Annotated in this window: 20 protein-coding genes; 13 read left to right on the top strand and 7 right to left on the bottom strand. The window is 62.6% G+C overall.

Annotated features, from left to right (window positions below; all coding sequences use genetic code 11):
- Nucleotides 1–11 precede the first annotated feature (11 nt).
- The 6 genes from C4Q26_RS19290 to C4Q26_RS19265 all read left to right on the top strand — a co-directional run bounded on the left by C4Q26_RS19290 (nt 12) and on the right by C4Q26_RS19265 (nt 4,134).
- Nucleotides 12–605 (top strand): septation protein A, encoded by a 594-nt coding sequence (locus C4Q26_RS19290; protein WP_023381616.1) that lies wholly within the window; start codon nt 12–14, stop codon nt 603–605.
- A gap of 1 nt (nt 606) precedes the next feature.
- Nucleotides 607–906, top strand: a complete 300-nt coding sequence (locus C4Q26_RS19285) for a YciI family protein (protein ID WP_104883408.1) — start codon at nt 607–609, stop codon at nt 904–906.
- 176 nt (nt 907–1,082) lie between these two features.
- Nucleotides 1,083–1,469, top strand: a complete 387-nt coding sequence (locus tag C4Q26_RS19280; protein ID WP_023381618.1) for a hypothetical protein — start codon at nt 1,083–1,085, stop codon at nt 1,467–1,469.
- Nucleotides 1,470–1,476: 7 nt separating this feature from the next.
- Nucleotides 1,477–2,154 (top strand): response regulator transcription factor, encoded by a 678-nt coding sequence (locus tag C4Q26_RS19275; RefSeq protein ID WP_023381619.1) that lies wholly within the window; start codon nt 1,477–1,479, stop codon nt 2,152–2,154.
- A 162-nt stretch (nt 2,155–2,316) separates the two neighbouring features.
- Complete coding sequence (locus C4Q26_RS19270) at nt 2,317–2,733, top strand: Spy/CpxP family protein refolding chaperone (protein WP_023381620.1); 417 nt, start codon at nt 2,317–2,319, stop codon at nt 2,731–2,733.
- Between the two features lie 60 nt (nt 2,734–2,793).
- Nucleotides 2,794–4,134 (top strand): HAMP domain-containing sensor histidine kinase, encoded by a 1,341-nt coding sequence (locus C4Q26_RS19265; RefSeq protein ID WP_027908215.1) that lies wholly within the window; start codon nt 2,794–2,796, stop codon nt 4,132–4,134.
- 85 nt (nt 4,135–4,219) lie between these two features.
- On the opposite strand, the gene C4Q26_RS19260 is transcribed toward C4Q26_RS19265, so the two are convergent.
- Complete coding sequence (locus C4Q26_RS19260; RefSeq protein WP_023381622.1) at nt 4,220–4,777, bottom strand: NAD(P)H nitroreductase; 558 nt, start codon at nt 4,775–4,777, stop codon at nt 4,220–4,222.
- A gap of 102 nt (nt 4,778–4,879) precedes the next feature.
- Between C4Q26_RS19260 and C4Q26_RS19255 the strand changes: the two genes are divergently transcribed.
- The gene (locus C4Q26_RS19255) at nt 4,880–6,334 is read left to right on the top strand and encodes a TrkH family potassium uptake protein (protein WP_023381623.1); all 1,455 of its coding nucleotides are present in this window, start codon (nt 4,880–4,882) and stop codon (nt 6,332–6,334) included.
- Here the strand turns inward: C4Q26_RS19255 and C4Q26_RS19250 are convergent.
- Nucleotides 6,291–7,352: an AraC family transcriptional regulator gene (locus C4Q26_RS19250; protein WP_023381624.1), complete on the bottom strand. Its 1,062-nt coding sequence runs from the start codon at nt 7,350–7,352 to the stop codon at nt 6,291–6,293. The genes C4Q26_RS19255 and C4Q26_RS19250 overlap by 44 nt on opposite strands.
- A 155-nt stretch (nt 7,353–7,507) precedes the next feature.
- Between C4Q26_RS19250 and C4Q26_RS19245 the strand changes: the two genes are divergently transcribed.
- On the top strand, nt 7,508–7,819 hold the full coding sequence (locus C4Q26_RS19245) for a DUF962 domain-containing protein (protein ID WP_104883407.1): 312 nt from the start codon (nt 7,508–7,510) through the stop codon (nt 7,817–7,819).
- A gap of 60 nt (nt 7,820–7,879) precedes the next feature.
- Here C4Q26_RS19245 and C4Q26_RS19240 read toward each other — a convergent pair whose 3' ends face one another.
- A complete protein-coding gene (locus tag C4Q26_RS19240) occupies nt 7,880–8,686 on the bottom strand; it encodes a UDP-2,3-diacylglucosamine diphosphatase (protein WP_023381626.1) in 807 nt (268 codons plus the stop codon).
- Nucleotides 8,687–8,813: 127 nt separating this feature from the next.
- Between C4Q26_RS19240 and C4Q26_RS19235 the strand changes: the two genes are divergently transcribed.
- Together C4Q26_RS19235 and C4Q26_RS19230 are read left to right on the top strand one after the other, a co-directional pair.
- Nucleotides 8,814–9,581, top strand: coding sequence for an AraC family transcriptional regulator (locus tag C4Q26_RS19235; RefSeq protein WP_027908214.1), 768 nt, complete (start codon nt 8,814–8,816; stop codon nt 9,579–9,581).
- 143 nt (nt 9,582–9,724) lie between these two features.
- Nucleotides 9,725–10,615 (top strand): DMT family transporter, encoded by an 891-nt coding sequence (locus C4Q26_RS19230; RefSeq protein ID WP_023381628.1) that lies wholly within the window; start codon nt 9,725–9,727, stop codon nt 10,613–10,615.
- On the opposite strand, the gene C4Q26_RS19225 is transcribed toward C4Q26_RS19230, so the two are convergent.
- The gene (locus tag C4Q26_RS19225) at nt 10,616–10,897 is read right to left on the bottom strand and encodes a SelT/SelW/SelH family protein (protein ID WP_023381629.1); all 282 of its coding nucleotides are present in this window, start codon (nt 10,895–10,897) and stop codon (nt 10,616–10,618) included.
- Between the two features lie 67 nt (nt 10,898–10,964).
- Between C4Q26_RS19225 and C4Q26_RS19220 the strand changes: the two genes are divergently transcribed.
- On the top strand, nt 10,965–13,151 hold the full coding sequence (locus C4Q26_RS19220) for a patatin-like phospholipase family protein (RefSeq protein WP_023381630.1): 2,187 nt from the start codon (nt 10,965–10,967) through the stop codon (nt 13,149–13,151).
- A gap of 61 nt (nt 13,152–13,212) precedes the next feature.
- Here the strand turns inward: C4Q26_RS19220 and C4Q26_RS19215 are convergent, their stop codons facing one another.
- Together C4Q26_RS19215 and recQ are read right to left on the bottom strand one after the other, a co-directional pair.
- The gene (locus tag C4Q26_RS19215; protein WP_023381631.1) at nt 13,213–13,650 is read right to left on the bottom strand and encodes a MarR family transcriptional regulator; all 438 of its coding nucleotides are present in this window, start codon (nt 13,648–13,650) and stop codon (nt 13,213–13,215) included.
- A 138-nt stretch (nt 13,651–13,788) separates the two neighbouring features.
- Nucleotides 13,789–15,933 carry a DNA helicase RecQ gene (gene recQ, locus C4Q26_RS19210; RefSeq protein WP_104881384.1) on the bottom strand — a complete coding sequence of 715 codons (2,145 nt, stop codon included), beginning with the start codon at nt 15,931–15,933 and terminating at the stop codon, nt 13,789–13,791.
- A 246-nt stretch (nt 15,934–16,179) separates the two neighbouring features.
- On the opposite strand from recQ, the gene C4Q26_RS19200 reads away from it, so the two are divergent.
- On the top strand, nt 16,180–16,767 hold the full coding sequence (locus C4Q26_RS19200; protein ID WP_023381633.1) for a YecA family protein: 588 nt from the start codon (nt 16,180–16,182) through the stop codon (nt 16,765–16,767).
- A gap of 7 nt (nt 16,768–16,774) precedes the next feature.
- Nucleotides 16,775–17,140, top strand: a complete 366-nt coding sequence (locus C4Q26_RS19195) for a YbaN family protein (RefSeq protein WP_023381634.1) — start codon at nt 16,775–16,777, stop codon at nt 17,138–17,140.
- A gap of 194 nt (nt 17,141–17,334) precedes the next feature.
- Here the strand turns inward: C4Q26_RS19195 and C4Q26_RS19190 are convergent, their stop codons facing one another.
- The gene (locus tag C4Q26_RS19190; RefSeq protein WP_104883406.1) at nt 17,335–24,939 is read right to left on the bottom strand and encodes a retention module-containing protein; all 7,605 of its coding nucleotides are present in this window, start codon (nt 24,937–24,939) and stop codon (nt 17,335–17,337) included.
- Nucleotides 24,940–25,293 lie beyond the last annotated feature (354 nt).

Here is a 25,293-nt window from a genome sequence, read left to right as displayed (position 1 = left end):
TGGCTGCCATTGTGAAACAATTCATCGATTTCATCCCGCTGCTGCTGTTCTTCATCGTCTACAAGCTCGACCCGCGCCCCATGGAAGTGGCCGGTCACAACTTCGAATTCGGCGGTATCTACAGCGCCACGGCGATGCTGATCCTCAGTTCGCTGGTGGTGTACGGCGCCCTGTTCCTGCGCCAGCGCAAGCTCGAAAAAGGTCAGTGGCTGACCTTGATCGCCTGCCTGGTGTTCGGCGGCCTGACCCTCACCTTCCACAGCGAGACATTCCTCAAGTGGAAGGCACCCGTGGTCAACTGGCTGTTCGCCCTGGGCTTCGCCGGCAGCCATTTCATCGGTGACCGGGTTCTGATCAAGCGCATCATGGGCCATGCCCTGAGCCTGCCCGATGCCATCTGGAACCGCCTGAACATCGCTTGGATCGGTTTTTTCCTGTTCTGTGGTGCCGCCAACCTGTTCGTCGCCTTCACCTTCCAGGACTTCTGGGTCGACTTCAAGGTGTTCGGCAGCCTCGGCATGACCGTGATTTTCCTGGTGGCACAGGGTGTCTACCTGTCCCGCCACCTGCACGACGAACCTTCCACCTCCAAGACCAAGGAATGACATGCTCTACGCCATCATCGCCAGCGACGTCGCGAACTCCCTGGAAAAACGCCTGGCCGCACGCCCGGCGCACATCGATCGCCTGCAGCAACTGAAGGCCGAAGGCCGCGTGGTACTGGCCGGCCCGCACCCGGCCATCGACAGCAATGATCCAGGTGAGGCTGGCTTCAGCGGCAGCCTGATCGTCGCCGAGTTCAACTCCCTGGCCGATGCCCAGGCCTGGGCCGACGCTGACCCGTACATCGCCGCCGGCGTGTACGAAAAGGTCATCGTCAAGCCGTTCAAGCAAGTGTTGCCCTGATCTAAACAGCGTCGCCTTTTTCGCAGGTGAACCCGCTCTTACAGGCACTGCACAGGCCCTGAAGCGTGCAAGTGGCCCATGAGAGCGAGTTCACCCGCGAACGGGCTGGCGCGAACGCTAAGCAATTCCGACCAACGGCCGACAACCTCCAGAATCGATAGGAATCAGGAGTTCCCATGCGCCAAGGTCAGATCGCCCTGCTGTTTTGCCTGTTGTTAGTCCCCTGCTTCGCCTACGCCGAGCAACCGTTGTCACTGGAGGCCGGTGCGCGCATTACCGAGCTTCAGCAGCGCCTGGACGACAGCGAAAAGCAACGTGCCATCCTTGCCCAGCAACTGCAGGACGCCGACAGCGAACGGGAAAGCGCCCAGCTGGCGCGCCTGCGCCAGGACAACCAGCGGCTGAAGATGGCGATCCGGGAATTGCAGGCCAGTCCCCAGCCCCGCCTGCTTACCGACCAGCAACAATGGTTTCTGATTGGTTCAGCCGTTGCACTCTTGTCGGCAGTCTGCGGTATCTTTGCCAGTGGCGGACATAGAAGACGCCGTCAATGGTTGAATTGAGTGAGTCATGAGCGAGCTGTTACTGATTGATGATGACCAGGAACTCTGCGAGCTGCTCGGCAGCTGGCTGACCCAGGAAGGGTTCTCTGTCCGCGCCTGCCACGATGGCCAGAGCGCGCGTCAGGCGCTGGCAGAGCATTCGCCGGCAGCGGTGGTGCTCGACGTGATGCTGCCCGATGGCAGTGGCCTGGAACTGCTCAAGCAATTGCGCAGCGACCACGCTGAACTGCCGGTGTTGATGCTTTCGGCCCGTGGCGAGCCGCTGGACCGCATCCTCGGCCTCGAACTGGGTGCCGACGACTACCTGGCCAAACCCTGCGACCCGCGTGAACTCACGGCGCGCCTGCGGGCAGTGCTGCGCCGCAGCCACCCGACGGCCACCACCACCCAGGTGGAAATTGGCGACCTGACCTTCAGCCCGGCGCGTGGCGTGGTCAGCATCGACGAACGCGAAATGACCCTGACCCTCTCCGAAAGCCGCATCCTCGAAGCACTGCTGCGCCAACCCGGCGAACCGCTGGACAAGCAGGACCTCGCGCAGATCGGTTTGGGTCGCAAGCTGACCCTGTATGACCGCAGCCTGGACATGCATGTCAGCAACCTACGCAAGAAGATCGGCCCGCACCCCGACGGCCGTCCGCGGATCGTGGCGCTGCGCAGCCGGGGCTACTACTACAGTCTGTAAGCACGCCGGGGCCGCTTTGCGGCCCCAATTGCAACGCCCCGCTCGCACAAAGCACGGCCGCCCCTCTTTACCGAGTCTTTACCCTCCACTGACTGCGCTTGACCTTGATCTCCCTAGACTGGGCTCATCCGGTAACCACCGGCCCCTGAAAGGAGAAACACCATGCGCAAGACCCTTATCGCCCTGATGTTCGCCGCCGCCCTGCCGACCGTAGCCATGGCCATGCCTGAAGGCGGCCCGCGCCACGACGGCCCGCATCATCGCGGTGACGCGCCTTTCGCCCAACTGGACCTGAGCCGCGACCAACGCCAGCAGATCGGCAAGCTGATGGGCGAGCAGATGAAGCAACGTCGCGACATCACCGAGCGCTACCTGAACAAGCTGCCAGCCGCCGATCAAAAAGCCATGAAGGATGAAATCAAGGCCAGCCACGACAAGACCGATAGCCAGATCCGCGCCCTGCTCAAGCCAGAACAGCAGAAGCAGTTCGACGAGTTGAAGAAAGAGCGCGCCGCGAAGCAGGCTGAGTGGCAGGAGTTCCAGGCCTGGAAAGCTGAAAAAGACGCCAAGGCCCAGTAAGCTGTCCCACCGATGCCCGGCCCGCTCTCATGCGGGCCGGGCTTTTCCCGCTTGTAGGAGGTGCACTTGCGTTCACTGTTCTGGCGCATCCTGGCCAGTTTCTGGCTGGCCATCACACTGGTCGCCGGGCTGTCGATCCTGCTGGGCCATATGCTCAACCAAGACGCCTGGATTCTCAGCCGCCACCCAGGCCTGAACACCTTGGCCAGCCACTGGGCCCAGCACTACGAGCAAGAAGGCATGGAATCGGCGCAGCGCTTTCTGGAGCGGCGCAAGCAGCGCTTCAAGATCGACGTACAAGTGCTCAATGACAGCGGCGAGGCGGTAGTGCCCGGCACTTTCCCCCGCCGTGCGGCGGCCTTCGAGGCTCGCCAGCACAACGACGACCGCCGCCTGCCCTGGCGACGGCTCACCGAGGAGTACACCAGCCCCCAGAGCGGCGAAACCTATCTGCTGATCTACCGGATTCCACACCCGGAGCTGGACGCTTGGCACCGCGAGAGCCTGCTCTGGCCGCTCAGCGCACTGGGCATCGCCCTCGTGGTCCTGACCTTGTTCAGCCTGCTGGTGACCCTGTCCATCACCCGCCCATTGAGCCGATTGCGCGGTGCGGTGCATGACCTGGGGCAGACCAGCTATCAGCAGAACAGCCTGGCGCGGCTGGCGGCCCGCCGCGACGAATTCGGTGTGCTGGCCAACGACTTCAACAAGATGGGCGCCCGCCTGCAAAGCCTGATCGGCAGCCAGCGCCAGTTGCTGCGCGATGTGTCCCACGAACTGCGCTCGCCTCTGGCACGCCTGCGCATTGCCCTGGCCCTGGCCGAACGTGCCGAACCCGAGCAACGCGAAACGTTGTGGCCACGTCTGACCCGCGAATGCGACCGTCTGGAAGACCTGATCAGCGAGATCCTTGCCCTGGCCCGCGTCGATGCCGAGCAGGCGCATGCCGAGCCGGTCGACCTGAATGCATTGCTTGGCAGCGTGCGCAAGGATGCCCAGCTCAGCGCACCGGAGCAGGAGGTCAAGCTCGAAGCCCAGCCAGGCCTGACACTGCAAGGCTGGCCGACGCTGATCGAACGAGCGCTGGACAACCTGCTGCGCAATGCCTTGCGTTTCAATCCAGTGGGGCAACCGATCGAGATTCATGCCGAGCGTGAGCAGGACCGTATCGTGCTGACTGTGCGCGACCACGGGCCTGGGGTGGCACAGGAGCATCTGGCACAGCTGGGTGAGCCATTCTTCAGGGCGCCAGGACAGAGTGCAGCGGGGCATGGCCTGGGGCTGGCCATTGCGCGCAAGGCAGCGGAGCGCCACGGGGGGACGCTGGTGTTGGCCAATCATCCACTGGGGGGCTTCGTGGCCCGGTTGGAGCTGCCGGTGGCCGAGGTGAACGGCAACTGAGTCGGGGCTGGTTGTCCCGGCCTCGTCGTGGGTAACCCCGCGAAGAGGCCGGAAGTCTCACTGCACAGGGCCAGCCAGGCCGACTTCACTCACCCCAGGCACTGACGAAGTCGGCCGTTTCCAGCACCGGCGCGGTACGCGGCTCGGTCATCGGGGTACCGACATACAGGTAGCCGACCAACTCTTCGTTCTCGGCCAACCCCAGCCCTTTGTGCACGTGGGCATCGAAGGCCATGTCACCGGTGCGCCACACCGCACCGATTCCCTGGGCATGAGCGGCAATCAGGATGCCATGGGCCGCGCATCCGGCCGCCAGCCGCTGCTCGGACTTGGGCACCTTGAAATGGTCCTGCAGCTTGGCGATGACCACGATCAGCAGCGGCGCGCGCAGCGGCATGGCGCGAGCCTTGTCCAAGGCCGCCTGGCTGGCGTCACCTTTGATTTGCAAGGCTTCGGCGAACAGTTCGCCCAGCTTGTCCCGGCCTTGACCTTCGATGGTCAGGAAGCGCCATGGGCGCAGCTGGCCGTGGTCCGGGGCGCGCAGCGCGGCCTGGAACAGTGCCTCGCGCTGGGCGGCGTTGGGCGCCGGATCAGTCAGGCGTGGCACGGAAACACGGTTGAGCAATGCGTCGAGAGCCTCCATCGGCTACCCTCCTGGCAGTTAAATGTGCGGCCATTCTAGCGTTTACATCACCAGACCCATAGGTAGAATGGCGCCCTTCCGTTCAGAGTCAGAGCAGATCACATGGCGTTGCCGACCTTAAGGATCATTGGTTTCATCATCGGCATCTTCCTCATCACCCTGGCGGTCAGCATGGTCGTCCCCATGGCGACCCTGGTGATTTTCGATCGCACAGGCGACCTGCCGTCATTCCTGTGGTCGAGCCTGATTACCTTCATCGCCGGCCTGGCCATGGTCATCCAAGGCCGCCCTGAGCATGTGCACCTGCGCCCGCGCGACATGTACCTGCTGACGGTCAGCAGTTGGCTGGTGGTGTGCGTATTTGCAGCCCTGCCCTTCCTGCTGACCCAGCACATCAGCTACACGGACGCCTTCTTCGAAAGCATGTCCGGCATCACCGCCACTGGCGCCACGGTCCTCAGCGGCCTGGACACGATGTCGCCGGGCATCCTGATGTGGCGCTCAATGCTGCACTGGCTCGGCGGCATCGGCTTCATCGCCATGGCAGTGGCGATCCTGCCGCTGCTGCGCATCGGGGGCATGCGCCTGTTCCAGACCGAGTCTTCGGACCGCTCCGAAAAGGTAATGCCGCGTTCGCACATGGTGGCCAAGTCGATCGTCATGGTGTACGTCGGCTTCTCGGTGCTGGGCGGCCTGGCATTCTGGTGGGCCGGCATGAGCCCGTTCGACGCGATCAACCATGCCATGTCGGCCATCTCCACCGGCGGGTTCTCGACCTCTGACCAGTCCCTGGCCAAGTGGGATATTCCGGCCGTGCACTGGGTGGCGGTGGTGGTGATGATCCTCGGCAGTCTGCCCTTCACCCTCTACGTCGCTACCCTGCGCGGCAACCGCAAAGCGTTGATCCGCGACCAGCAAGTCCAAGGACTGCTGGGAATGCTGCTGGTCACCTGGCTGGTGCTGGGCACCTGGTACTGGGCCACCACCAACCTGCACTGGCTGGATGCCCTGCGCCATGTGGCGCTGAACGTGACCTCGGTGGTTACCACCACCGGCTTTGCCTTGGGCGACTACAGCCTGTGGGGTAATTTCTCGCTGATGCTGTTCTTCTACCTGGGCTTCGTCGGCGGCTGCTCCGGTTCGACGGCCGGCGGCATCAAGATCTTCCGCTTCCAGGTTGCCTACATCCTGCTCAAGGCCAACCTCAATCAGTTGATCCACCCGCGTGCGGTGATCAAGCAGAAGTACAACGGCCACCGCCTTGACGAAGAAATCGTGCGCTCGATCCTGACGTTCTCGTTCTTCTTCGCCATCACCATCTGCGTCATGGCCCTGTTGCTGTCGCTGCTGGGAGTGGACTGGATGACCGCACTGACCGGTGCAGCGGGCACCGTATCCGGCGTGGGGCCTGGCCTGGGCGAGGTGATCGGCCCGTCCGGCAACTATGCCTCGCTGCCGGATGCAGCCAAGTGGATCCTGGCCGGCGGCATGCTGCTGGGGCGCCTGGAAATCATTACGGTGCTGGTGTTGTGTATGCCGGCGTTCTGGCGTCACTGAAAGGTTCGCCTTCCGCTCCTAGCCGGGCGCGATACTCGCTCGGCGTGGTGTCGAACCAACGGCGAAATGCCCGGTAAAAGTTGCTGGGGTCGGCAAAGCCCAGCAGATAGGCAGTTTCCAACAACGTCATGCCCGGCTGTGCCAAGTACTGTTCGGCCAGCTCGCGGCGAGTGTCGTCAAGCAAGGTCTGGAAACTGGTGCCCTCCTCCTGCAGCCGCCGCTGCAAGGTGCGCTGCGACAGGTGCAGGGCCTGGGCAAGGGTTTCACGCTTGGGTTCCCCCTGCGGCAGGATGCGGCATAGCACCTGGCGCACACGGTGCGTCACCCGGCTCTCCGAGAAGCGCGCGAGGTATTCGCCGGCGAAGCGATCATGCAGCACCGCCATCGCTTCATTGGCTGTCGGCAGGGGCGCTTCCATGTCGGCGCGTTCGAACACCAGCGCATCATGGGGCGCGCCGAACACCAGCGGTGAATGGAACGCCACCTTGTACGGCTCGACATCTTTTGGCTGCGGCCCCTGGATCAATACCCGTCGCGGCTGGATTGGCCGCCCGCTGAGCCACTTGCACAGCGCCAGGGCGCACGCCAGCGACGCTTCGGCGCTGTGCCGGGTCGGAGGCAGGTGGTCACCGTGTACGGTAAGAATCAGTGAATAGCCCTCGGGCCCGAGGACGAAGCTCAAGTCGGAACTCTCGGCGATGATTCGCTGGTAACGCACCAGTCGCTGGAAGCCCTCGGCCAGGGTGCGACTGGACATCAGCGCATAGCCCACCACGTGAAATGAAGCCGGGCGCACGACCCGCGCCATGTTCAGGCCAATGGCTTCATTGCCGGACAGCTCCACGGCCAGCTGCCAGAGTCGGGTCATGGAATCTTGAGGAAAGCGTGCGTCAGGGTCGTCCAGGGCGGCAAAATCCAGTCCGAGCTGCTTGAACATGGCCTGACAATCGAGCCCTTCCAGCTCAAGTGCCTTCACAATCCCTGATGCCCAGCTGGCTGACGTGGTTCGTTCACTCATGACAGGCTTCTTATGCTGACCGCTTCGTGCGGTGAACTCCAAGGATACTCAAATGGCGCCTATTGTCACTGGCCGGCCCCGCCAATCACTCTAGACTCGATTCAGGCTCCACGCCGTGTATCCTGTCAAGAAGTGTTAATCCTGGAAGCATAGCCATGACCAGCACAGCGCAGTTTCGCAGTTTTGCCGAGTTCTACCCCTACTACCTGGGCGAGCACAGCAACCCCACCTGCCGGCGCCTGCACTTTGTCGGCACCAGCCTGGTGATCGCCTTGCTGGCGTATACCATCGGCAGCGGCAAATGGTTGCTGTTGTTTGCGGTACCCGTGGCGGGCTACGGCTTTGCCTGGATCGGGCATTTCTTCTTCGAGCACAATCGGCCGGCGACCTTCAGCCACCCCTTCTACAGCCTGATCGGCGACTTCGTGATGTTCCGCGACATCCTTCTAGGCCGGATCACCTTCTAGAACTCCAGGCCATACCCCGACGCACCTGCTGGAGCCGGCTCGTCGGCGATCGGCTGCCACTCACGCTGGCTCGCGCGACACCGCCATGCGGGCGTTCTGCTGCGCCTCGGCCAGCCGATACAGCGTAATGCTGCCGTCCCAGTGCTCGATCAGCGCTGTACACGACTCGACCCAGTCCCCACAGTTGAGGTACTCCACCTCTCCCACCTTGCGGATCTCGGCATGGTGGATATGCCCGCACACTACCCCGTGAAAACCGCGCCGCGTGCATTCGTGGGCGATCGCATCCTCGAAATCGCTGATGAAGTTCACCGCCCCCTTGACCTTGTGCTTGAGGTACGCCGACAGCGACCAGTAACCATAGCCGTATCGCGCCCGCCAGTGATTGAGCCAGCGGTTGAGCACCAGGGTGGTTTCGTACGCGCGGTCACCCAGGAAAGCCAGCCAACGGTGGTAACGCGTGATGACATCGAACTGATCGCCATGAATCACCAGCAGTCGCCGACCATCCGCCGTCAGGTGCTCAGCCTCGTCCACCAGCTGGATATTGCCCAGCAACAGTTTGGAGTAGCGGCGCAGAAATTCGTCGTGGTTGCCGGTCACGTAGACCACTTCGGTACCGCGCTTGCTCATGGTCAGCAGCCGGCGAATGACGTTGGTGTGCGCTTGCGGCCAATAGATGCCTGCACGCAGCTTCCAGCCATCGATGATGTCGCCGACCAGATAGACCTTGTCAGCCTGGTAGCCCTTGAGAAACTGCGACAAGTGCTCGGCCTGGCAGTCCCGGGTGCCCAGGTGGACATCGGAGATCCACAACGTGCGAACGCGCTGTTTACGCGACGGGCGAGAGAGTTCGACAGGGGTCATGGGGCTGGCTCCGGCGCTGTTTGCTGGAGACTGGCAGGCGCAGATGACAGGTTGGTGGCAACGGCATGACGAGTGATGGTGCGACGTGAATCAGGCACAATGAAACCCTGCCCCGCGAGGACCGCCCATGACCGTCGGCCGCATTCTTTCCCTGCGCCATTACCGGCACGACCTGATCGCCCATAGCCACGAGCACCCACAATTGGTGTTCGGCCTGCGCGGCCGTCTTGATTTCGAGGTCCAGGGGCATGGCGCGCGAATCGACCGCCAAGGCCTGATGGTGGTACCTGCCGGTGCCCACCATGCCTGCGGCAGCGATGCCGGCAGCCATTGCCTGGTGCTGGATGTACCCGGGGATCATTGGTTGCACGAGCAGCTCGGTGAACACGCCGATGCCAGCCGGCGCCTGCTGGACAATCCCGGCGCGCGGAACCTCGATGCCCGCCAGCAGCAACTGGTGGACTGGCTGGCCAACAGCCCGGTAGACGATCCGCTCATTGCCCGGCAGGGCGCGGTGCTGCTGTTGGCCAGCCTCAACCCCACGGCGGCAGCGGCCATCGCACCCAGCCACCGACTACCTTATGCGGCCTTCGACGCGCACATCGAGCAGCACGCGGCCTATCCGCTGCAGGTCGCCGACTTGGCGCGCCTGGCCGGGCTGTCCAGCGCCCGGCTGCACGCACGCTTCATCGCCGAATGCGGCATGACACCGATGGACTACATTCGCCAGCGCCGGTTGCTCATGGCGCGGCAATTACTCAAGCAGAGTTCGCTCGCGGTGGGCGAAATCGCGGCGCGGGTTGGCTACGGCTCGCAAAGCGCGTTTTCGGCAGCCGTGCTGCGGATGTTCGGGTGCACGCCCCTGGCCTTGCGGCGAGAGCCTGGCGACAAATGACGCGAGGGTCGCGACAGACTAGCGAGAGTCTGGCGTCTTACACTGAACCTGTTCCAATGCCTACAAGGACTGCACGTCACCAGTAGGACCCCGCTCGCCAGCGATAGGGCCGGGGCTGACTTTTCAATTGCTCAAGGACCATCATGAACCACCGCACCGCCCTCGGCGCCCTACACATTGGCGCGCTGTTCTTCGGTCTGACTGGCGTATTCGGCAAGCTCGCTGCCAGCGCCAGCCCGGCGATCATCGTGTTCGGTCGCGCCGCCTTTGCCGTGCTCGCCCTCGCCCTGTTCGCCAGCCTTGCCCGCCAGGGCTGGTACTCGCTCAAAGGCCAGGACATCCGCCGCCTGCTGCTCGGCGGCGTTTTGCTGGCTGGCCACTGGGTAAGCTTCTTCATCGCGGTCAAGGTCGGGGGCGTGGCCATCGCGACACTGGGCTTCGCCAGCTTCCCGGCGTTCACCGTGATACTCGAAGGCCTGCTGTTTCACGAACGTATCCGCCGCAACGAAACGCTACTGGTGCTTTTAGTGAGTATCGGACTGGTGCTGGTCACCCCATCGTTCGACCTTGCCAGCGAGGCCACCGGGGGCCTGCTTTGGGCTTTGCTGTCGGGCTTGCTGTTCTCGCTGCTGTCACTGACCAATCGGGCCGGCTCGGGGCGCTTGCCAGCGGTCCAGGCGGCCTTGTGGCAAAACCTGGTGGTCACCCTGTGCCTGCTACCGGTGGCACTGCCAGGCCTGGCTGCCGTGGCACCGATGGACTGGCTATGGATCGCCCTGCTCGGCATCTTCTGCACAGGCGTCGCCCACAGCCTGTTCGTCGCAAGCCTGGCAGTGATCAAGGCGCGCACCGCTGCCGTGGTGTTCGGCATGGAGCCGGTCTATGGCATCGCCGTGGCCTGGGCGATCTTCGCCGAAACACCCACACCCCGCATGTTGCTAGGCGGCGCACTGATCATCTTCGCCATCGTGCTGTCCAGCCGCCTCGCTGCGCAACAGCCGGCAAGGCAGCGGCCACTGGCCGAAAGCACTTGATCAACGATCGTTGTGGCCCAGGTCACGCTGCGGGTCGATCTGATCCCTGACCCGCTGCTTGAGCACCTTGGCCTCGGGGAAGCCACCATCGGCCTTGCGCTCCCAGATCTGCACGCCATCGCAGGTGATCCGGAACACCCCACCGGTACCCGGCTCCAACGCCACCCGCCCCAGGTCGTCGGAAAACGTAGTGAGCAGCTCCTGGGCCAACCAGGCGGCGCGCAGCAGCCACTGGCACTGTGTGCAATAGTTGATAACGATTTCCGGTTTGCTGTTGGCCATGGCGAGGCATCTCCAGGTAAGGGGCCGCTTATACTAGCGGTCTTTACGCCAGTATTTGAGACTCACGATGCGCCGCCTGCTGTTCTGCCTTTTGCTGATGCTCACCTCCGTTACCGCCCTCGCCACCGAGCAAGCCAGGCCCAAGGTTGGCCTGGTGCTCTCCGGTGGCGCCGCCCGTGGCCTGGCTCACATTGGCGTACTCAAGGCCCTGGAGGAACAGGGCGTACGCATCGATGCCATTGCCGGCACCAGCATGGGCGCGGTGATCGGCGGTTTGTATGCCTCGGGCTACAGCGTTCAGGAGCTGGAGAAACTGGCCACCACACTCGACTGGCAACAGGCGTTGTCCGACGCCCCACCGCGCAAGGACGTGCCGTTTCGCCGCAAACAGGACGACCGCGACTTTCTGGTCAAACAGAAACTGAGCTTTCGCGACGACGGTAGCATCGGCCTGCCCTTGGGCGTGATCCAGGGCCAGAACCTGTCCCTGCTGCTGGAAAGCAAACTGGCCCACACTGCCGACACCCGCGACTTCGACAAACTGCCGATCCCTTTCCGCGCCGTGGCCACCGACATCGCCAGCGGCGAGAAAGTGGTGTTCCGCCGTGGCCATCTGCCCCAGGTGATCCGTGCCAGCATGTCGATACCCGCGGTGTTCGCGCCTGTCGAGCTGGACGGACGCCTACTGGTGGACGGCGGCATGGTCGACAACATCCCCGTGGATGTGGCCCGCGACATGGGCGTGGACCTGGCCATCGTCGTGGACATCGGTACTCCACTACGCGACCGCAAACAGCTGGCCACGGTGGTCGATGTGCTCAACCAGTCGATCACCCTGATGACCCGGCGCAATTCCGAGGAGCAACTGGCCAGCCTGCACCGCGACGACATCCTGATCCAGCCGCCGCTGGCTGCCTATGGCGTCACCGACTTCGGCCGCGCCCATGACATGATCGACGCGGGCTACCGCGCCACCCGCCTGCTCGATTCGCGCCTGGCCAGCCTACGCCAGCCCGACGGCGATGCAGGCCTGGCCGCGGCCCGCTCGCCCCGCCAGCGCACGCCGGTCATTACCCGGATTCGGATAGAGAACGACGCCAAGGTCAGCGACGAGGTCATTCGTTCCTACATCCGCCAGCCGATCGGCGCGCCTCTGGAGCTGGACCGTCTGCAAACCGACATGGGCACCTTGTATGGCCTGGACTACTTCGACCGGGTGCAGTACCGCGTGGTGCACAAGGGCGACGATAATACCCTGGTGATCAACGCCCGCGGGAAACGTAGCGGCACCGACTACCTGCGCCTGGGCCTTAACCTGTCGGATGACCTGCGTGGCGACAGTGCCTTCAACCTGGGCGCCAGCTATCGGGTCAACGGTATCAACAGCCTGGGTGCCGAATGGCTGACCCGCGCACAGATCGGCGACCTGCAGGAGCTTTACAGTGAGTTCTACCAACCGCTGGACGTGGGTTCACGTTACTTCGTGGCGCCGTACCTGGACTTCGGCTCGCAGAACATCGAGGCGACGCTGGATAACGACCCCATCGCTGAATACCGCCTCGAACGTTATGGTTTCGGCCTGAATGTCGGCCGTCAGATCAGCACCAATGGCGAAGTGCGCCTGGGCGTGGGCAAGGCCTGGGGCGAAGCTGACGTGCGCGTCGGCGACCAGGACCTGCCCAAGGTCAGCTTCAACGAGGGCTTCTATGAACTGAAGTACTCGTTCGACACACTCGACAATGTGTACTTCCCTCACCACGGCGAAGATATTGGCCTGACCTTGCGCAAGTATGATGCCTCGCTGGATTCGGACCAGGACTACAGGCAATGGCAGTTCAACTTGGACAAAGCCATGAGCAGCGGGCCGAATACCTGGGTGCTGGGCGGCCGCTACGGGCGCACGCTGGATGACGCCGAAGTGGTCACCTCGAGTTTCGTCATCGGTGGTGCGCGACAGCTCTCGGGCTTTCGGCAGGACTCGGTGTCAGGGCAGAACATCAGCCTCCTGCGCATGGTCTACTACCGTCGCCTGACGCCCAGGGCCTATGTGCCGTTGGATTTCCCGCTGTACATCGGCGGCTCGCTGGAGCGTGGCCGAGCCTGGAACAACGACAATGAATTCGACAGTGGCTACATCAATGCGGCGAGCATCTTCCTGGGGCTGGAGACGCCGCTGGGGCCGCTGAATTTGAGTTACGGGGCGAACGATGCGCATCAGAAGGCGGTGTATCTGAACCTGGGGCATACCTTCTGACGCGCCAGGGCCGCGCTGCAGCCCAATCGCCAGCAAGCCGGCGCCTGCATTTACCTAGGGGTCAGGACTTTTCGAGGTTTGCCAGAATCTTCGCATGCACGCGCATGCACACTTCCAGGTCCGCTTCCTCCACCCCGGTGAACAGCTCCTGGCGCAAGGCATTGGCGATGGTTTCGATCTGGTCGATCAGCGGTTTGGCCGGTGGGCACAGCAGAATCTTCTTCGCACGCCGGTCCTCCATCACCGCCTGACGGCGCACCAGCCCCTGGCTTTCCAGACTATCGAGCAGACGCGCCAAGGTCGGCCCTTCGACCCCGACACTCTGGGCCAGCTCACGCTGGGTGGGAGCTTCGTCGAAACGCGCCAGATGCAGCAACACCAGCCACCGAGCCTGGGACAAGTTGAGCCCGGCCAGGCGGCGGTCCAGTTCAGCACGCCAACCCCGGGACATCTGGGCCAGCTGCATGCCAAAACGGTGTTGGTTGTCGGTCAGGGGCATAAGCAACTCATTGACTAGAACTAATTATTAGTCAGCTAACCATGCTCGCTGCCATCAAGCAAGGCTGCGCCGCGCGGAAACGTCCGATTATCGTCAAAAAGCATGACAAAGGTCAGCCGTTGGGCGAAATGCCTGCGATCAGAGTTCGAACTCCGCCGCCAGCGCCGCCCGGACGCAATAGAGCACCCCCTCCGGCACCCGCGCCCCGAACATTGGCGCAATCGCAGACACCGGAGGCAACTCGCCCTCACCGTCGAGAAAGGCGTCCTGAACTTCCATGAGCAGGTCTTCGGGAAGATCCAGGGCCTGCTCCAGGCTCAGTTCCTGACGACCCAGCGCTTCGGCCAGGAGGCTATAGACGTTCTTCTCGCTGCAGTTGAGCTGGCCGGCGATTTGCGCAGGTGTCATGCCGGCACGGGCCAGGCTGACCAGTTCGTGGCGCAAGTCGAGCACCACCTTCGGCGCCTCAGCCGTGCCGCCCGCGCCATTGAGCACCTCGAGGAAGGCCTGGCCGTAGCGCTCCAGTTTACGCGCACCGACGCCGCTGACCTGGGCCATGTCGCTGAGGCTGGCAGGCTGGCTGCGCAGCATCTCCAGCAGCGTCGAGTCGGGAAAGATGACATAAGGTGGCACGCTGTGCTCCTCGGCCAGCTTGCGCCGCAACGTGCGCAGCGCTTCCCACAGCTCGCGCTCCTCGGCGCGCACCAGTTGGCTGGCAGGGCTGCCAGCGCTGGAGGACGTCTTGGCCACCGTCTGGGGCTTGAGGTCGCGGCGCAACTGCAAGGTCACTTCGCCGCGCAGCAGGGGCCTGCAGCTGTCGGACAGACGCAAACCGCCATAACCCTCCAGGTCGATGTCCACCAACCCGCGTGCGACCAGTTGACGGAACAGCGAACGCCACTCGGCCTCGGCCAGCGCCTTGCCTACCCCGAACACCGAAAGTTTCTCGTGGCCGAAGTTGCGCACCTTTTCGGTGTCCTTGCCCAGCAAGACATCCACCAGATGACCGACACCGTAGCGCTGACCTGTGCGAAATACCGTCGACAGCGCCTGGCGCGCCGGTTCCGTGGCATCCCAGGTCTGAACCTGGTCGACGCAGTTGTCGCAATGGCCACATGGCTGCTCGAGGATTTCATCGAAATAAGCCAGCAGGGCCTGACGCCGGCAGCGGGTTTCTTCACACAGGGCCAGCATCGCGTCGAGCTTGTGCTGCTCGATGCGCTTGTGGCGTTCGTCGCCCTCGGAGTTCTGCAGCATCTGCTTGAGCATCACCATGTCCTGCAGGCCGTACGCCATCCAGGCGTCGGACGGCAACCCGTCACGGCCGGCGCGGCCGGTTTCCTGGTAGTAGGCTTCAAGCGACTTTGGCAGGTCCAGGTGAGCCACGAAACGCACGTTGGGCTTGTCGATGCCCATGCCGAAAGCAATGGTGGCGACCATGATCAACCCTTCCTCGTTGAGGAAGCGGTGCTGGTTGGCTGCCCGTGTCTCGGCAGCCAGGCCGGCGTGATACGGCAGCGCCGGGAAGCCCTGCTCACACAGGAAGGCAGCGGTTTCGTCGACCTTCTTGCGCGACAGGCAGTAGACAATGCCAGCGTTGCCACGACGCTCGCCCAGGAATGCCATCAGTTGCTTGCGCGGCGCCTCCTTGGGGACGATACGGTAGAAGATGTTCGGCCGGTCGAAACTCGACAGGAAACGTTCAGCCCCCTGCAGGTGCAGGCGCTGGACGATTTCCTCCCGGGTGCGCATGTCGGCGGTGGCCGTCAGCGCAATGCGCGGTACATGCGGGAACAATTCGGCCAACTGGCCCAGTTGCAGGTATTCAGGGCGGAAGTCATGGCCCCACTGCGAAACGCAATGGGCCTCGTCGATGGCGAACAGGGCGATGTCCAGGCCTCGCAGGAACTCCAGCATGCGCGGCTGCACCAGACGTTCAGGCGCCAGGTAGAGCATCTTCACTTCGCCGCGGCGCAAACGCCCGGCCAGGTCGCGCTGCTGCTCGGGGCTCAAGGTCGAATTCAGCGCGGCGGCCGCAACGCCCAGCTCATCGAGAGTAGCGACCTGATCGTCCATCAGCGCGATCAGGGGCGACACCACCACAGTCAAGCCCGGGCGCAGCAATCCGGGCACCTGGAAACACAGCGACTTGCCGCCACCGGTGGGCATCAGCACCAAGGCATCGCCACCTTTGGCCACGCATTCGATGATCGCGGCCTGACGCCCGCGGAAACTGTCGTAGCCGAAGATATCCTTGAGAACGCGCTGAGCCTGTTCGAGCATGTGCAACTCCACCAATCGCCGTACCATCCTGGACACAGGCTGGACGAAAAACCCGCTGCGCACACAGCAAATGCGTAAGCGGCTTTTGCCAGATGACCGGGAAAACCCGCCCCTGGATGAAAAATCGCGGAGTATACCGCAGTGCATCGTGGCACAGGGTGCCCTGGTGACAGACGTTCCCTTTGCACCGTCGCCGCTGCAAGGTGCTAGAATTCACTATCGTTTATTCCCCAAGGTAGCCCTGTAATGTCCTTCGCCGAGCAACTGACCCGCCTGCAAGCCTTCCTCGACGCCGATGAGCTGCACGAAGAAGCGCTGGACTACGTCGCCGCCCATGGCTACCTGACCGCGCTGTCGATCTGCTCGGAAGAAGTGCCCGAGCGCGAATGGATCGACGCGCTGTTCGCCGAAGAGCCCCATTACGCCAGCGATGCCCAGCGCACCGAGATCGAGGCGACCCTGGTGGCACTCAAGGCCCACATCGCCCGCCAGTTGGCCAGCGACGAAGAGTTCGACCTGCCGTGCGACCTGGACCTGACCGATGAGCCGGATGACTCCGACCTGCGTGGCTGGTGCATCGGGTTCATGGAAGGCGTCTTCCTGCGCGAGGAAGCCTGGTTCGAAAACGCCGAAGAAGAAGTCAGCGAGATGCTGCTGCCGATCATGGTCGGCTCTGGCCTGTTCGACGAGCAGCCCGAGTTCAGCGACATTGCCAGTAACGCCAACCTGCAGGACGACATGATCGTGCAGATTCCCGAGGCGCTGAGTGCATTGTTCCTGCTGCTGCACGCACCTGACGAGAAGCCGGCACTGCTCAAGCCACGCCACCACTGAGTCGGTCATGCGCTACCTGCTGCTGGCCATTGGCTGGCTCAGCGTTGCGCTCGGGGTGTTGGGGATCTTCCTCCCGGTGCTGCCCACCACCCCGTTCCTCCTGCTGGCAGCAGCCTGCTTCGCCCGTAGTTCGCCGCGCTTTCACGACTGGCTGATCAACCATCCTACGCTGGGGCCGTGGATTCGAGATTACCTGAGCGGCGAAGGCATTCCCCTCAAGGGCAAGGTCTATGCGATCGGCTTGATGTGGGCGAGCATCAGCCTGTCCTGTTACCTGGTACCGCTGTTCTGGGCACGCGCTTTCATGCTGACCAGCGCGGTGTTGGTCAGCGTGTACATCCTCAAACAGAAGACCCTGCGCCGGCCTGGTTGAGGACTGCGTGGCTGGCTCCCGAGGACCGCTGCGCGCTCCCTTTCGCGACGCAAGGCCGCTCCCACGAGAAACAGCCAAGCCCACCATCCCGTCATTAACGCCGCGCACGTACCGACAGCGAATGCGCCCGCCAAGCACCGCACTGTTGTCTGTGGGACCCAAACGGCCCCAGCAATCCGACCACGCCAGTCATTTCACACGGTATCCACCTTCAGCGAATGATCATTGAGCATGCCATTGATGATCGTCGCTGTGTCCGGCCCCGCCGAAATCACGCCGCCCGCCCCCGCTGTCACGCCATAATGCTGGGCCAGATCCACCCCCGCCAAATCGATGGTCTGGGTGGGTGGCGCCCCCGCCACACTGCTGACTTCGATGGTTGAAACCACATTCGTGCCCGTACCACTGACCTTGAAGTGCAAGTAGTCATCCAGTGACGCCGCAGTAGCATGCTCGCCCTGCAACAACTGCGACAGGTCGAGATGGTCACTGCCCGGCGTGAAGTCGGTGACCGTATCGTGGCCTGCGTCGCCCTTGTGCCAGACGAAGGTGTCGTTGCCAATGCCGCCCGTCAGCGTGTCGTTGCCTGGGCCGCCGATGAGGGTGTCTTGGCCACTGCCCCCGTTGAGCATATCGTTGCCCAAACCTCCATCCAGCACATTGTCACCGCTGCTGCCGATCAGCGTATCGCCATAGTCCGAGCCAATCAGGTTCTCGATACGCGCCAGGGTATCGACCCCAGCCCCACCTGTGTTCTGGGCACCATCCATGCTCAGGTTCACAGTGATCGGTCCGGTAGCGCTGGCATAGCTGGCGGTGTCGATACCATTGCCGCCATCGAGCACGTCATTGCCCGCGCCGCCGATCAACAGGTCATCGCCATTACCTCCGTACAGACTGTCATTGCCTGCCCCGCCCACCAGCACATCGTGCCCGTTGTTGCCGTTCAGGGTGTCGTTGCCCTCCCCGGCCAACAACACATCGTTGGCTGACGACCCATTGTGCGTCGCGTTGCCCTGGTAGGTGAGGTCGAGCGTACCGCTGGCACCACTGCCGTGGTGCTCGCTCATCGTGTATCCGCTGTGCTGGGCCCCGTTTTCAGCATTGGCATAGTCGACCACCAGGCTCAGCTTGTAATTTTCGGCCGCCTTGCTGTTGCCAGACGCGTTGGATGGGTTGACCAGGTGGATGCTGTAAACCCCGTCATGGCTGGCAGTAAAGCTGCCGCCGTCGGCAACAGGCTGGTAGCTGCCGCCGGCATCCTTCCATTCCATGGTCAAGTTGCCGTCCGGGCGGTCATGGTCCAGCTTCAAGGTTTCGCCCTTGCGCAAGCTGACGGTAAACACATCTTCGGCGTTAGCATTGCCAACCGGGCCCAGGTAGCCAAGCACCACCAGTGCAGCGGTCATGACGCCAGGCGTAGTGATGAACGCACTGCGATCCAAAGCCTTGACCTGGCTTTCGAACACCAGGCTGTTGTTGCCATTCTTGTCTTGACCCGAGCCATTGCCAAGCGTTTGGACGCCTTCATCCCCGCACACCTGCCCGTTCTTGTCCTGTACGTTGATGGTGATGGTCGTGGTGCTTTCATCACCGTCGGCGTCGCGGATGGTGTAGACAAAGGTGTCAGTAGCGCCGGCTTTTGAGACGCTGTTGGAATAGGCGTGGTAGACGCCATTGCCATCGGCATCGAGGGTCAAGTAGCCATATTGGCCATTGACGTTGGTCCCCACTCCACCACTGGCCGAGGTGGAGGTATCGTGGCCTGCACGCACGCCAACCACATACTTGCCGTCGCCCAAGGTATCGGCACCGACTACATCATTCCACAGCACGTTCCCCGTCACCGAGCTACCTTCGTACACCGAGACAGTGTCGCAGTGGGCTTTCGGTACATCGTCGACGACAGTGATGACGATGGTGCTCGTCACGCTATTGCCCAGCGCATCGGTGGCCTTGTAGGTGAAATGCTCGACCGTTTGCTCGGCACCGGGCGTATTGGCAGGGGACGTCAGGTTGTAGGTGTAGGTGCCATCCGGGTTGACCTGGATATGGCCGTACTGGCCGGTGGCGTTGCCAACGAGGCTGTAGGTCAATGGGCCGACACCACCACTGACCGACCCGACCAGGCTGCCGGACGCCGTTTCGGCGGTCGACGCCGGATTGCTGCCGGTGTTCAAGGCATTTTCGTACACCGTAATGTCGCCATCCTTGCACGCCACCAGGCAAACGCCCTGCACGTTGATGGTGATGGTCGCAGTGCTTTCATCGCCATCGGCATCGCGGATGGTGTAGACGAAGGTATCCGTCGCTCCAGAGCCTGCCACGCTGTCGGGGTAAGCGTGGTAGACGCCATTGCCGTTGGCATCCAGGGTCAGGTAACCGTACTGGCCGTTGATGTTGGAACCGAGTCCACCACTGGCCGAGGTGGAGGTATCGCTGCCGGCGCGTACACCGACCACGTATTTGCCATCGCCCAGGGTGTCGGCGCCGAAAGTGTCGTTGTACAGCACGTTGCCGGTCACCGTGCCGCCTTCGTGAACGGCGGCAGAGTCGGCAACTGCCTTCGGTACATCGTCGACGACAGTGATGACGATGGTGCTCGTCACGCTATTGCCCAGCGCATCGGTGGCCTTGTAGGTGAAATGCTCGACCGTTTGCTCGGCACCGGGCGTATTGGCAGGGGACGTCAGGTTGTAGGTATAGGTGCCATCCGGGTTGACCTGGATATGGCCGTACTGGCCGGTGGCGTTGCCAACGAGGCTGTAGGTCAATGGGCCGACACCACCACTGACCGACCCGACCAGGCTGCCGGACGCCGTTTCGGCGGTCGACGCCGGATTGCTGCCGGTGTTCAAGGCATTTTCGTACACCGTAATGTCGCCATCCTTGCACGCCACCAGGCAAACGCCCTGCACGTTGATGGTGATGGTCGCAGTGCTTTCATCGCCATCGGCATCGCGGATGGTGTAGACGAAGGTATCCGTCGCTCCAGAGCCTGCCACGCTGTCGGGGTAAGCGTGGTAGACGCCATTGCCGTTGGCATCCAGGGTCAGGTAACCGTACTGGCCGTTGATGTTGGAACCGAGTCCACCACTGGCCGAGGTGGAGGTATCGCTGCCGGCGCGTACACCGACCACGTATTTGCCATCGCCCAGGGTGTCGGCGCCGAAAGTGTCGTTGTACAGCACGTTGCCGGTCACCGTGCCGCCTTCGTGAACGGCGGCAGAGTCGGCAACTGCCTTCGGTACATCGTCGACGACAGTGATGACGATGGTGCTCGTCACGCTATTGCCCAGCGCATCGGTGGCCTTGTAGGTGAAATGCTCGACCGTTTGCTCGGCACCGGGCGTATTGGCAGGGGACGTCAGGTTGTAGGTATAGGTGCCATCCGGGTTGACCTGGATATGGCCGTACTGGCCGGTGGCGTTGCCAACGAGGCTATAGGTCAATGGGCCGACACCACCACTGACCGACCCGACCAGGCTGCCGGACGCCGTTTCGGCGGTCGACGCCGGATTGCTGCCGGTGTCCAAGGCATTTTCGTACACCGTAATGTCGCCATCCTTGCACGCCACCAGGCAGACGCCCTGCACGTTGATGGTGATGGTCGCAGTGCTTTCATCGCCATCGGCATCGCGGATGGTGTAGACGAAGGTATCCGTCGCTCCAGAGCCTGCCACGCTGTCGGGGTAAGCGTGGTAGACGCCATTGCCGTTGGCATCCAGGGTCAGGTAACCGTACTGGCCGTTGATGTTGGAACCGAGTCCACCACTGGCCGAGGTGGAGGTATCGCTGCCGGCGCGCACACCGACCACGTACTTGCCATCGCCCAGGGTGTCGGCGCCGAAAGTGTCGTTGTACAGCACGTTGCCGGTCACCGTGCCGCCTTCGTGAACGGCGGCAGAGTCGGCAACTGCCTTCGGTACATCGTCGACGACAGTGATGACGATGGTGCTCGTCACGCTATTGCCCAGCGCATCGGTGGCATTGTAGGTGAAATGCTCGACCGTTTGCTCGGCACCGGGCGTATTGGCAGGGGACGTCAGGTTGTAGGTATAGGTGCCATCCGGGTTGACCTGGATATGGCCGTACTGGCCGGTGGCGTTGCCAACGAGGCTATAGGTCAATGGGCCGACACCACCACTGACCGACCCGACCAGGCTGCCGGACGCCGTTTCGGCGGTCGACGCCGGATTGCTGCCGGTGTCCAAGGCATTTTCGTACACCGTAATGTCGCCATCCTTGCACGCCACCAGGCAAACGCCCTGCACGTTGATGGTGATGGTCGCAGTGCTTTCATCGCCATCGGCATCGCGGATGGTGTAGACGAAGGTATCCGTCGCTCCAGAGCCTGCCACGCTGTCGGGGTAAGCGTGGTAAACGCCATTGCCGTTGGCATCCAGGGTCAGGTAACCGTACTGGCCGTTGATGTTGGAACCGAGTCCACCACTGGCCGAGGTGGAGGTATCGCTGCCGGCGCGCACACCGACCACGTACTTGCCATCGCCCAGGGTGTCGGCGCCAAAAGTGTCGTTGTACAGCACGTTGCCGGTCACCGTGCCGCCTTCGTGAACGGCGGCAGAGTCGGCGACTGCCTTGGGCACGTCGTCGACGATGTTCACATCCAGGCTGCCAGTGGCGGTGCTGCCATCGACGTCCTTGGCGATGACCTGGAAGTGCTCGCTGAAGCTGTTGGTGCCATCGCCATTGGCGTGGCTTTCATTGTCCGTCAGGGTGTAGCTGTAGCTGACCACACCGGTGGCAGGATCATAGCCGGTGATGGTCAGGGTATGCCCCTCCGGGGTCACCACCGATTGCGGGAAGCCGGCAGGCACGCCACCGGTGACCACGGCGATACCGCCCACGCTCAGGCTCTGAAGGCCATCCGGCGCCGTGACCTTGAACGTGCCCTGCTGGGTCAGTTCTGACGCATTGGGCGCCGAGCCATCGCCCAGGTGTTTCTCGTAGACGTTCAGCTCACCACCCTGTACCTCCAATCCATTGAGTGTCACCGGGTCGTTGAGGTTGCTGATGTTCAGGGTCAAAGTCGCGGAACTGGTGTCGCCGTCGGCGTCCTTGATCGTGTAGGTGAAGTGCTCGAGATCATTGCCGCCACCCCCCAGGTTCTTGAAGTCCGGGTCATTGGTGTTGAGCGTATAGGTGTAGGAGCCGTCTGCGGCCAGTACCAACGTGCCGTAGGTACCGGTGAAGGTACCGGCGATGACCGGGCCGCCGACCACACGGTCGGCACCTTGCACGTCGTTGCCCAGCACGTTGCCGGTCAGCGCGGTGTGCTGCTCGGTGGCAGTGACGGCGTTGCTGTCGTCATAAGCCTTGGGCACGTCGTCGACGATGTTCACATCCAGGCTGCCAGTGGCGGTGCTGCCATCGACGTCCTTGGCGATGACCTGGAAGTGCTCGCTGAAGCTGTTGGTGCCATCGCCATTGGCGTGGCTTTCATTGTCCGTCAGGGTGTAGCTGTAGCTGACTACACCGGTAGCGGGATCATAGCCGGTGATGGTCAGGGTATGCCCCTCCGGGGTCACCACCGATTGCGGGAAGCCGGCAGGCACGCCACCGGTGACCACGGCGATACCGCCCACGCTCAGGCTCTGCAGGCCATCCGGCGCCGTGACCTTGAACGTGCCCTGCTGGGTCAGCTCCGACGCATTGGGCGCCGAGCCATCGCCCAGATGTTTCTCGTAGACGTTCAGCTCACCACCCTGCACCTCCAATCCATCGAGTGTCACCGGGTCGTTGAGGTTGCTGATGTTCAGGGTCAAAGTCGCGGAACTGGTGTCGCCGTCGGCGTCCTTGATCGTGTAGGTGAAGTGCTCGAGACCATTACCGCCACCCCCCAGGTTCTTGAAGTCCGGGTCGTTGGTGTTGAGCGTATAGGTGTAGGAGCCGTCTGCGGCCAGTACCAACGTGCCGTAGGTACCGGTGAAGGTACCGGCGATAACCGGGCCGCCGACCACACGGTCGGCACCTTGCACGTCGTTGCCCAGCACGTTGCCGGTCAGCGCGGTGTGCTGCTCGGTGGCAGTGACGGCGTTGCTGTCGTCATAAGCCTTGGGCACGTCGTCGACGATGTTCACATCCAGGCTGCCAGTGGCGGTGCTGCCATCGACGTCCTTGGCGATGACCTGGAAGTGCTCGCTGAAGCTGTTGGTGCCATCGCCATTAGCGTGGCTTTCATTGTCCGTCAGGGTGTAGCTGTAGCTGACTACACCGGTAGCGGGATCATAGCCGGTGATGGTCAGGGTATGCCCCTCCGGGGTCACCACCGATTGCGGGAAGCCGGCAGGCACGCCACCGGTGACCACGGCGATACCGCCCACGCTCAGGCTCTGCAGGCCATCCGGCGCCGTGACCTTGAACGTGCCCTGCTGGGTCAGCTCCGACGCATTGGGCGCCGAGCCATCGCCCAGATGTTTCTCGTAGACGTTCAGCTCACCACCCTGCACCTCCAATCCATCGAGTGTCACCGGGTCGTTGAGGTTGCTGATGTTCAGGGTCAAAGTCGCGGAACTGGTGTCGCCGTCGGCGTCCTTGATCGTGTAGGTGAAGTGCTCGAGACCATTACCGCCACCCCCCAGGTTCTTGAAGTCCGGGTCATTGGTGTTGAGCGTATAGGTGTAGGAACCGTCTGCGGCCAGTACCAACGTGCCGTAGGTACCGGTGAAGGTACCGGCGATAACCGGGCCGCCGACCACACGGTCGGCACCTTGCACGTCGTTGCCCAGGACGTTGCCGGTCAGCTCGGTGTGCTGCTCGGTGCCAGTGACGGCGTTGCTGTCGTCATAAGCCTTGGGCGCATCGTCACGGATGTTCACATCCAACGAACCTTGCGCAATGTCGCCGTCGCGGTCACTCACCAGAACCGGGAAATGTTCGTGCACCGTGCGAACCCCTTCGCCAGTGCCATGCTGCTCGGCCCCGGTAAGGGTGTAGCTGTAGGTCACCACACCGGTGGTAGGATTGTAACCGGTAATGGTCAGGAGGTTCCCCTGAGCGGTGATGATGGATTGGCCAACGCCTGTGACAACGCCAGCGGTCACGACATTGATGCCACCCACACTGAGATTGAACACGCCATCCTGCGCCACCACGGTGAAACTGCCGGATTGGGTCAACGCGGAAGGGTCACTGGCCGATCCGTCGGCGAGGTTGGCTTCGCTGAAAGTCAGTTCGCTCGGTGCAAGATCCAACCCCTGCAGTTCGACAGGATTGTTCTCATCCTGCGGCGGCGTGGGCCGCAGCACATCACCATTGTCATCACTGCTGGGATCCGTCCCGGCAATCTCGCGCGTGGCCAGCTCGGGAATTAAATTGAAACCTGCCGTTGGGAAGCCGACCGTTGGGTCGACCCGCGCGGCCACCTCGGTCAACATCACGAAGCTGTGGCCGCCGCCCAGGGCGCCGGGTGCGCCACTACTGGATGGGCCAGCAGCCGTGGCTTCGGCGGACTGGGTAGGGTCATCGCCTGCGGCAATGGCCTGCTGAATGCGTTCTACATCACTGAGCTGCGCATCACTCGGCGCCGTGCCGTGGTCCTGGGCGTGAGGCGCCTGGTTGGCCAGCAGGTCGGAGGTCATGGTCAGGCTGCTGTCACGCCCCAGGGTCAGCTCGGCGCCATTGTGCAAACGCACGGCCACGGCCCCGGCTGCGCCAGTTTCCAATTGCTCGCCGGCAAACAGGCGGTCGCCCTCCACCAAGGGCCGTCGCCCACCGTCGCTGCCGACCGCGAACACCTGCCCGACCACCTTGCTGACCACACCGACTAACTTAGCCATGAGCGCACGCCTCCCCTAACCGATAGGCTTTTACAGCCAATGACAGGGCGCAGCGCAGATCAAGGAGTCGAGCTCAAGCGTGGTCGCGGTGAGCATCGATCCTTCAGGTGACTACTTTGGCGATAGTATTAATGTAAGTTGGCCATCATTTTGTGCCAAAAAATTGTCGCCAAATACCACCTTTGCCTAACCGTCCTGCGTCTTTAGCTGTAAAAAATCTGGAACTCACCGCGATGCCTGAAAACCGTGGCCTACCACGAGTTTCAAATTCACCTGAAAGAAACAATGTCTTGGTTTGCATAGACCGCATAAGTTTTTTTTCGCATAGGTATTATGAAAAAATCTTCTTAGCTC

It is taken from the genome of Pseudomonas sp. SWI44, from assembly GCF_002947915.1.
Taxonomy (GTDB): Bacteria; Pseudomonadota; Gammaproteobacteria; order Pseudomonadales; family Pseudomonadaceae; genus Aquipseudomonas; species Aquipseudomonas taiwanensis.
This window is presented reverse-complemented; position numbering and strand designations above follow the sequence as displayed.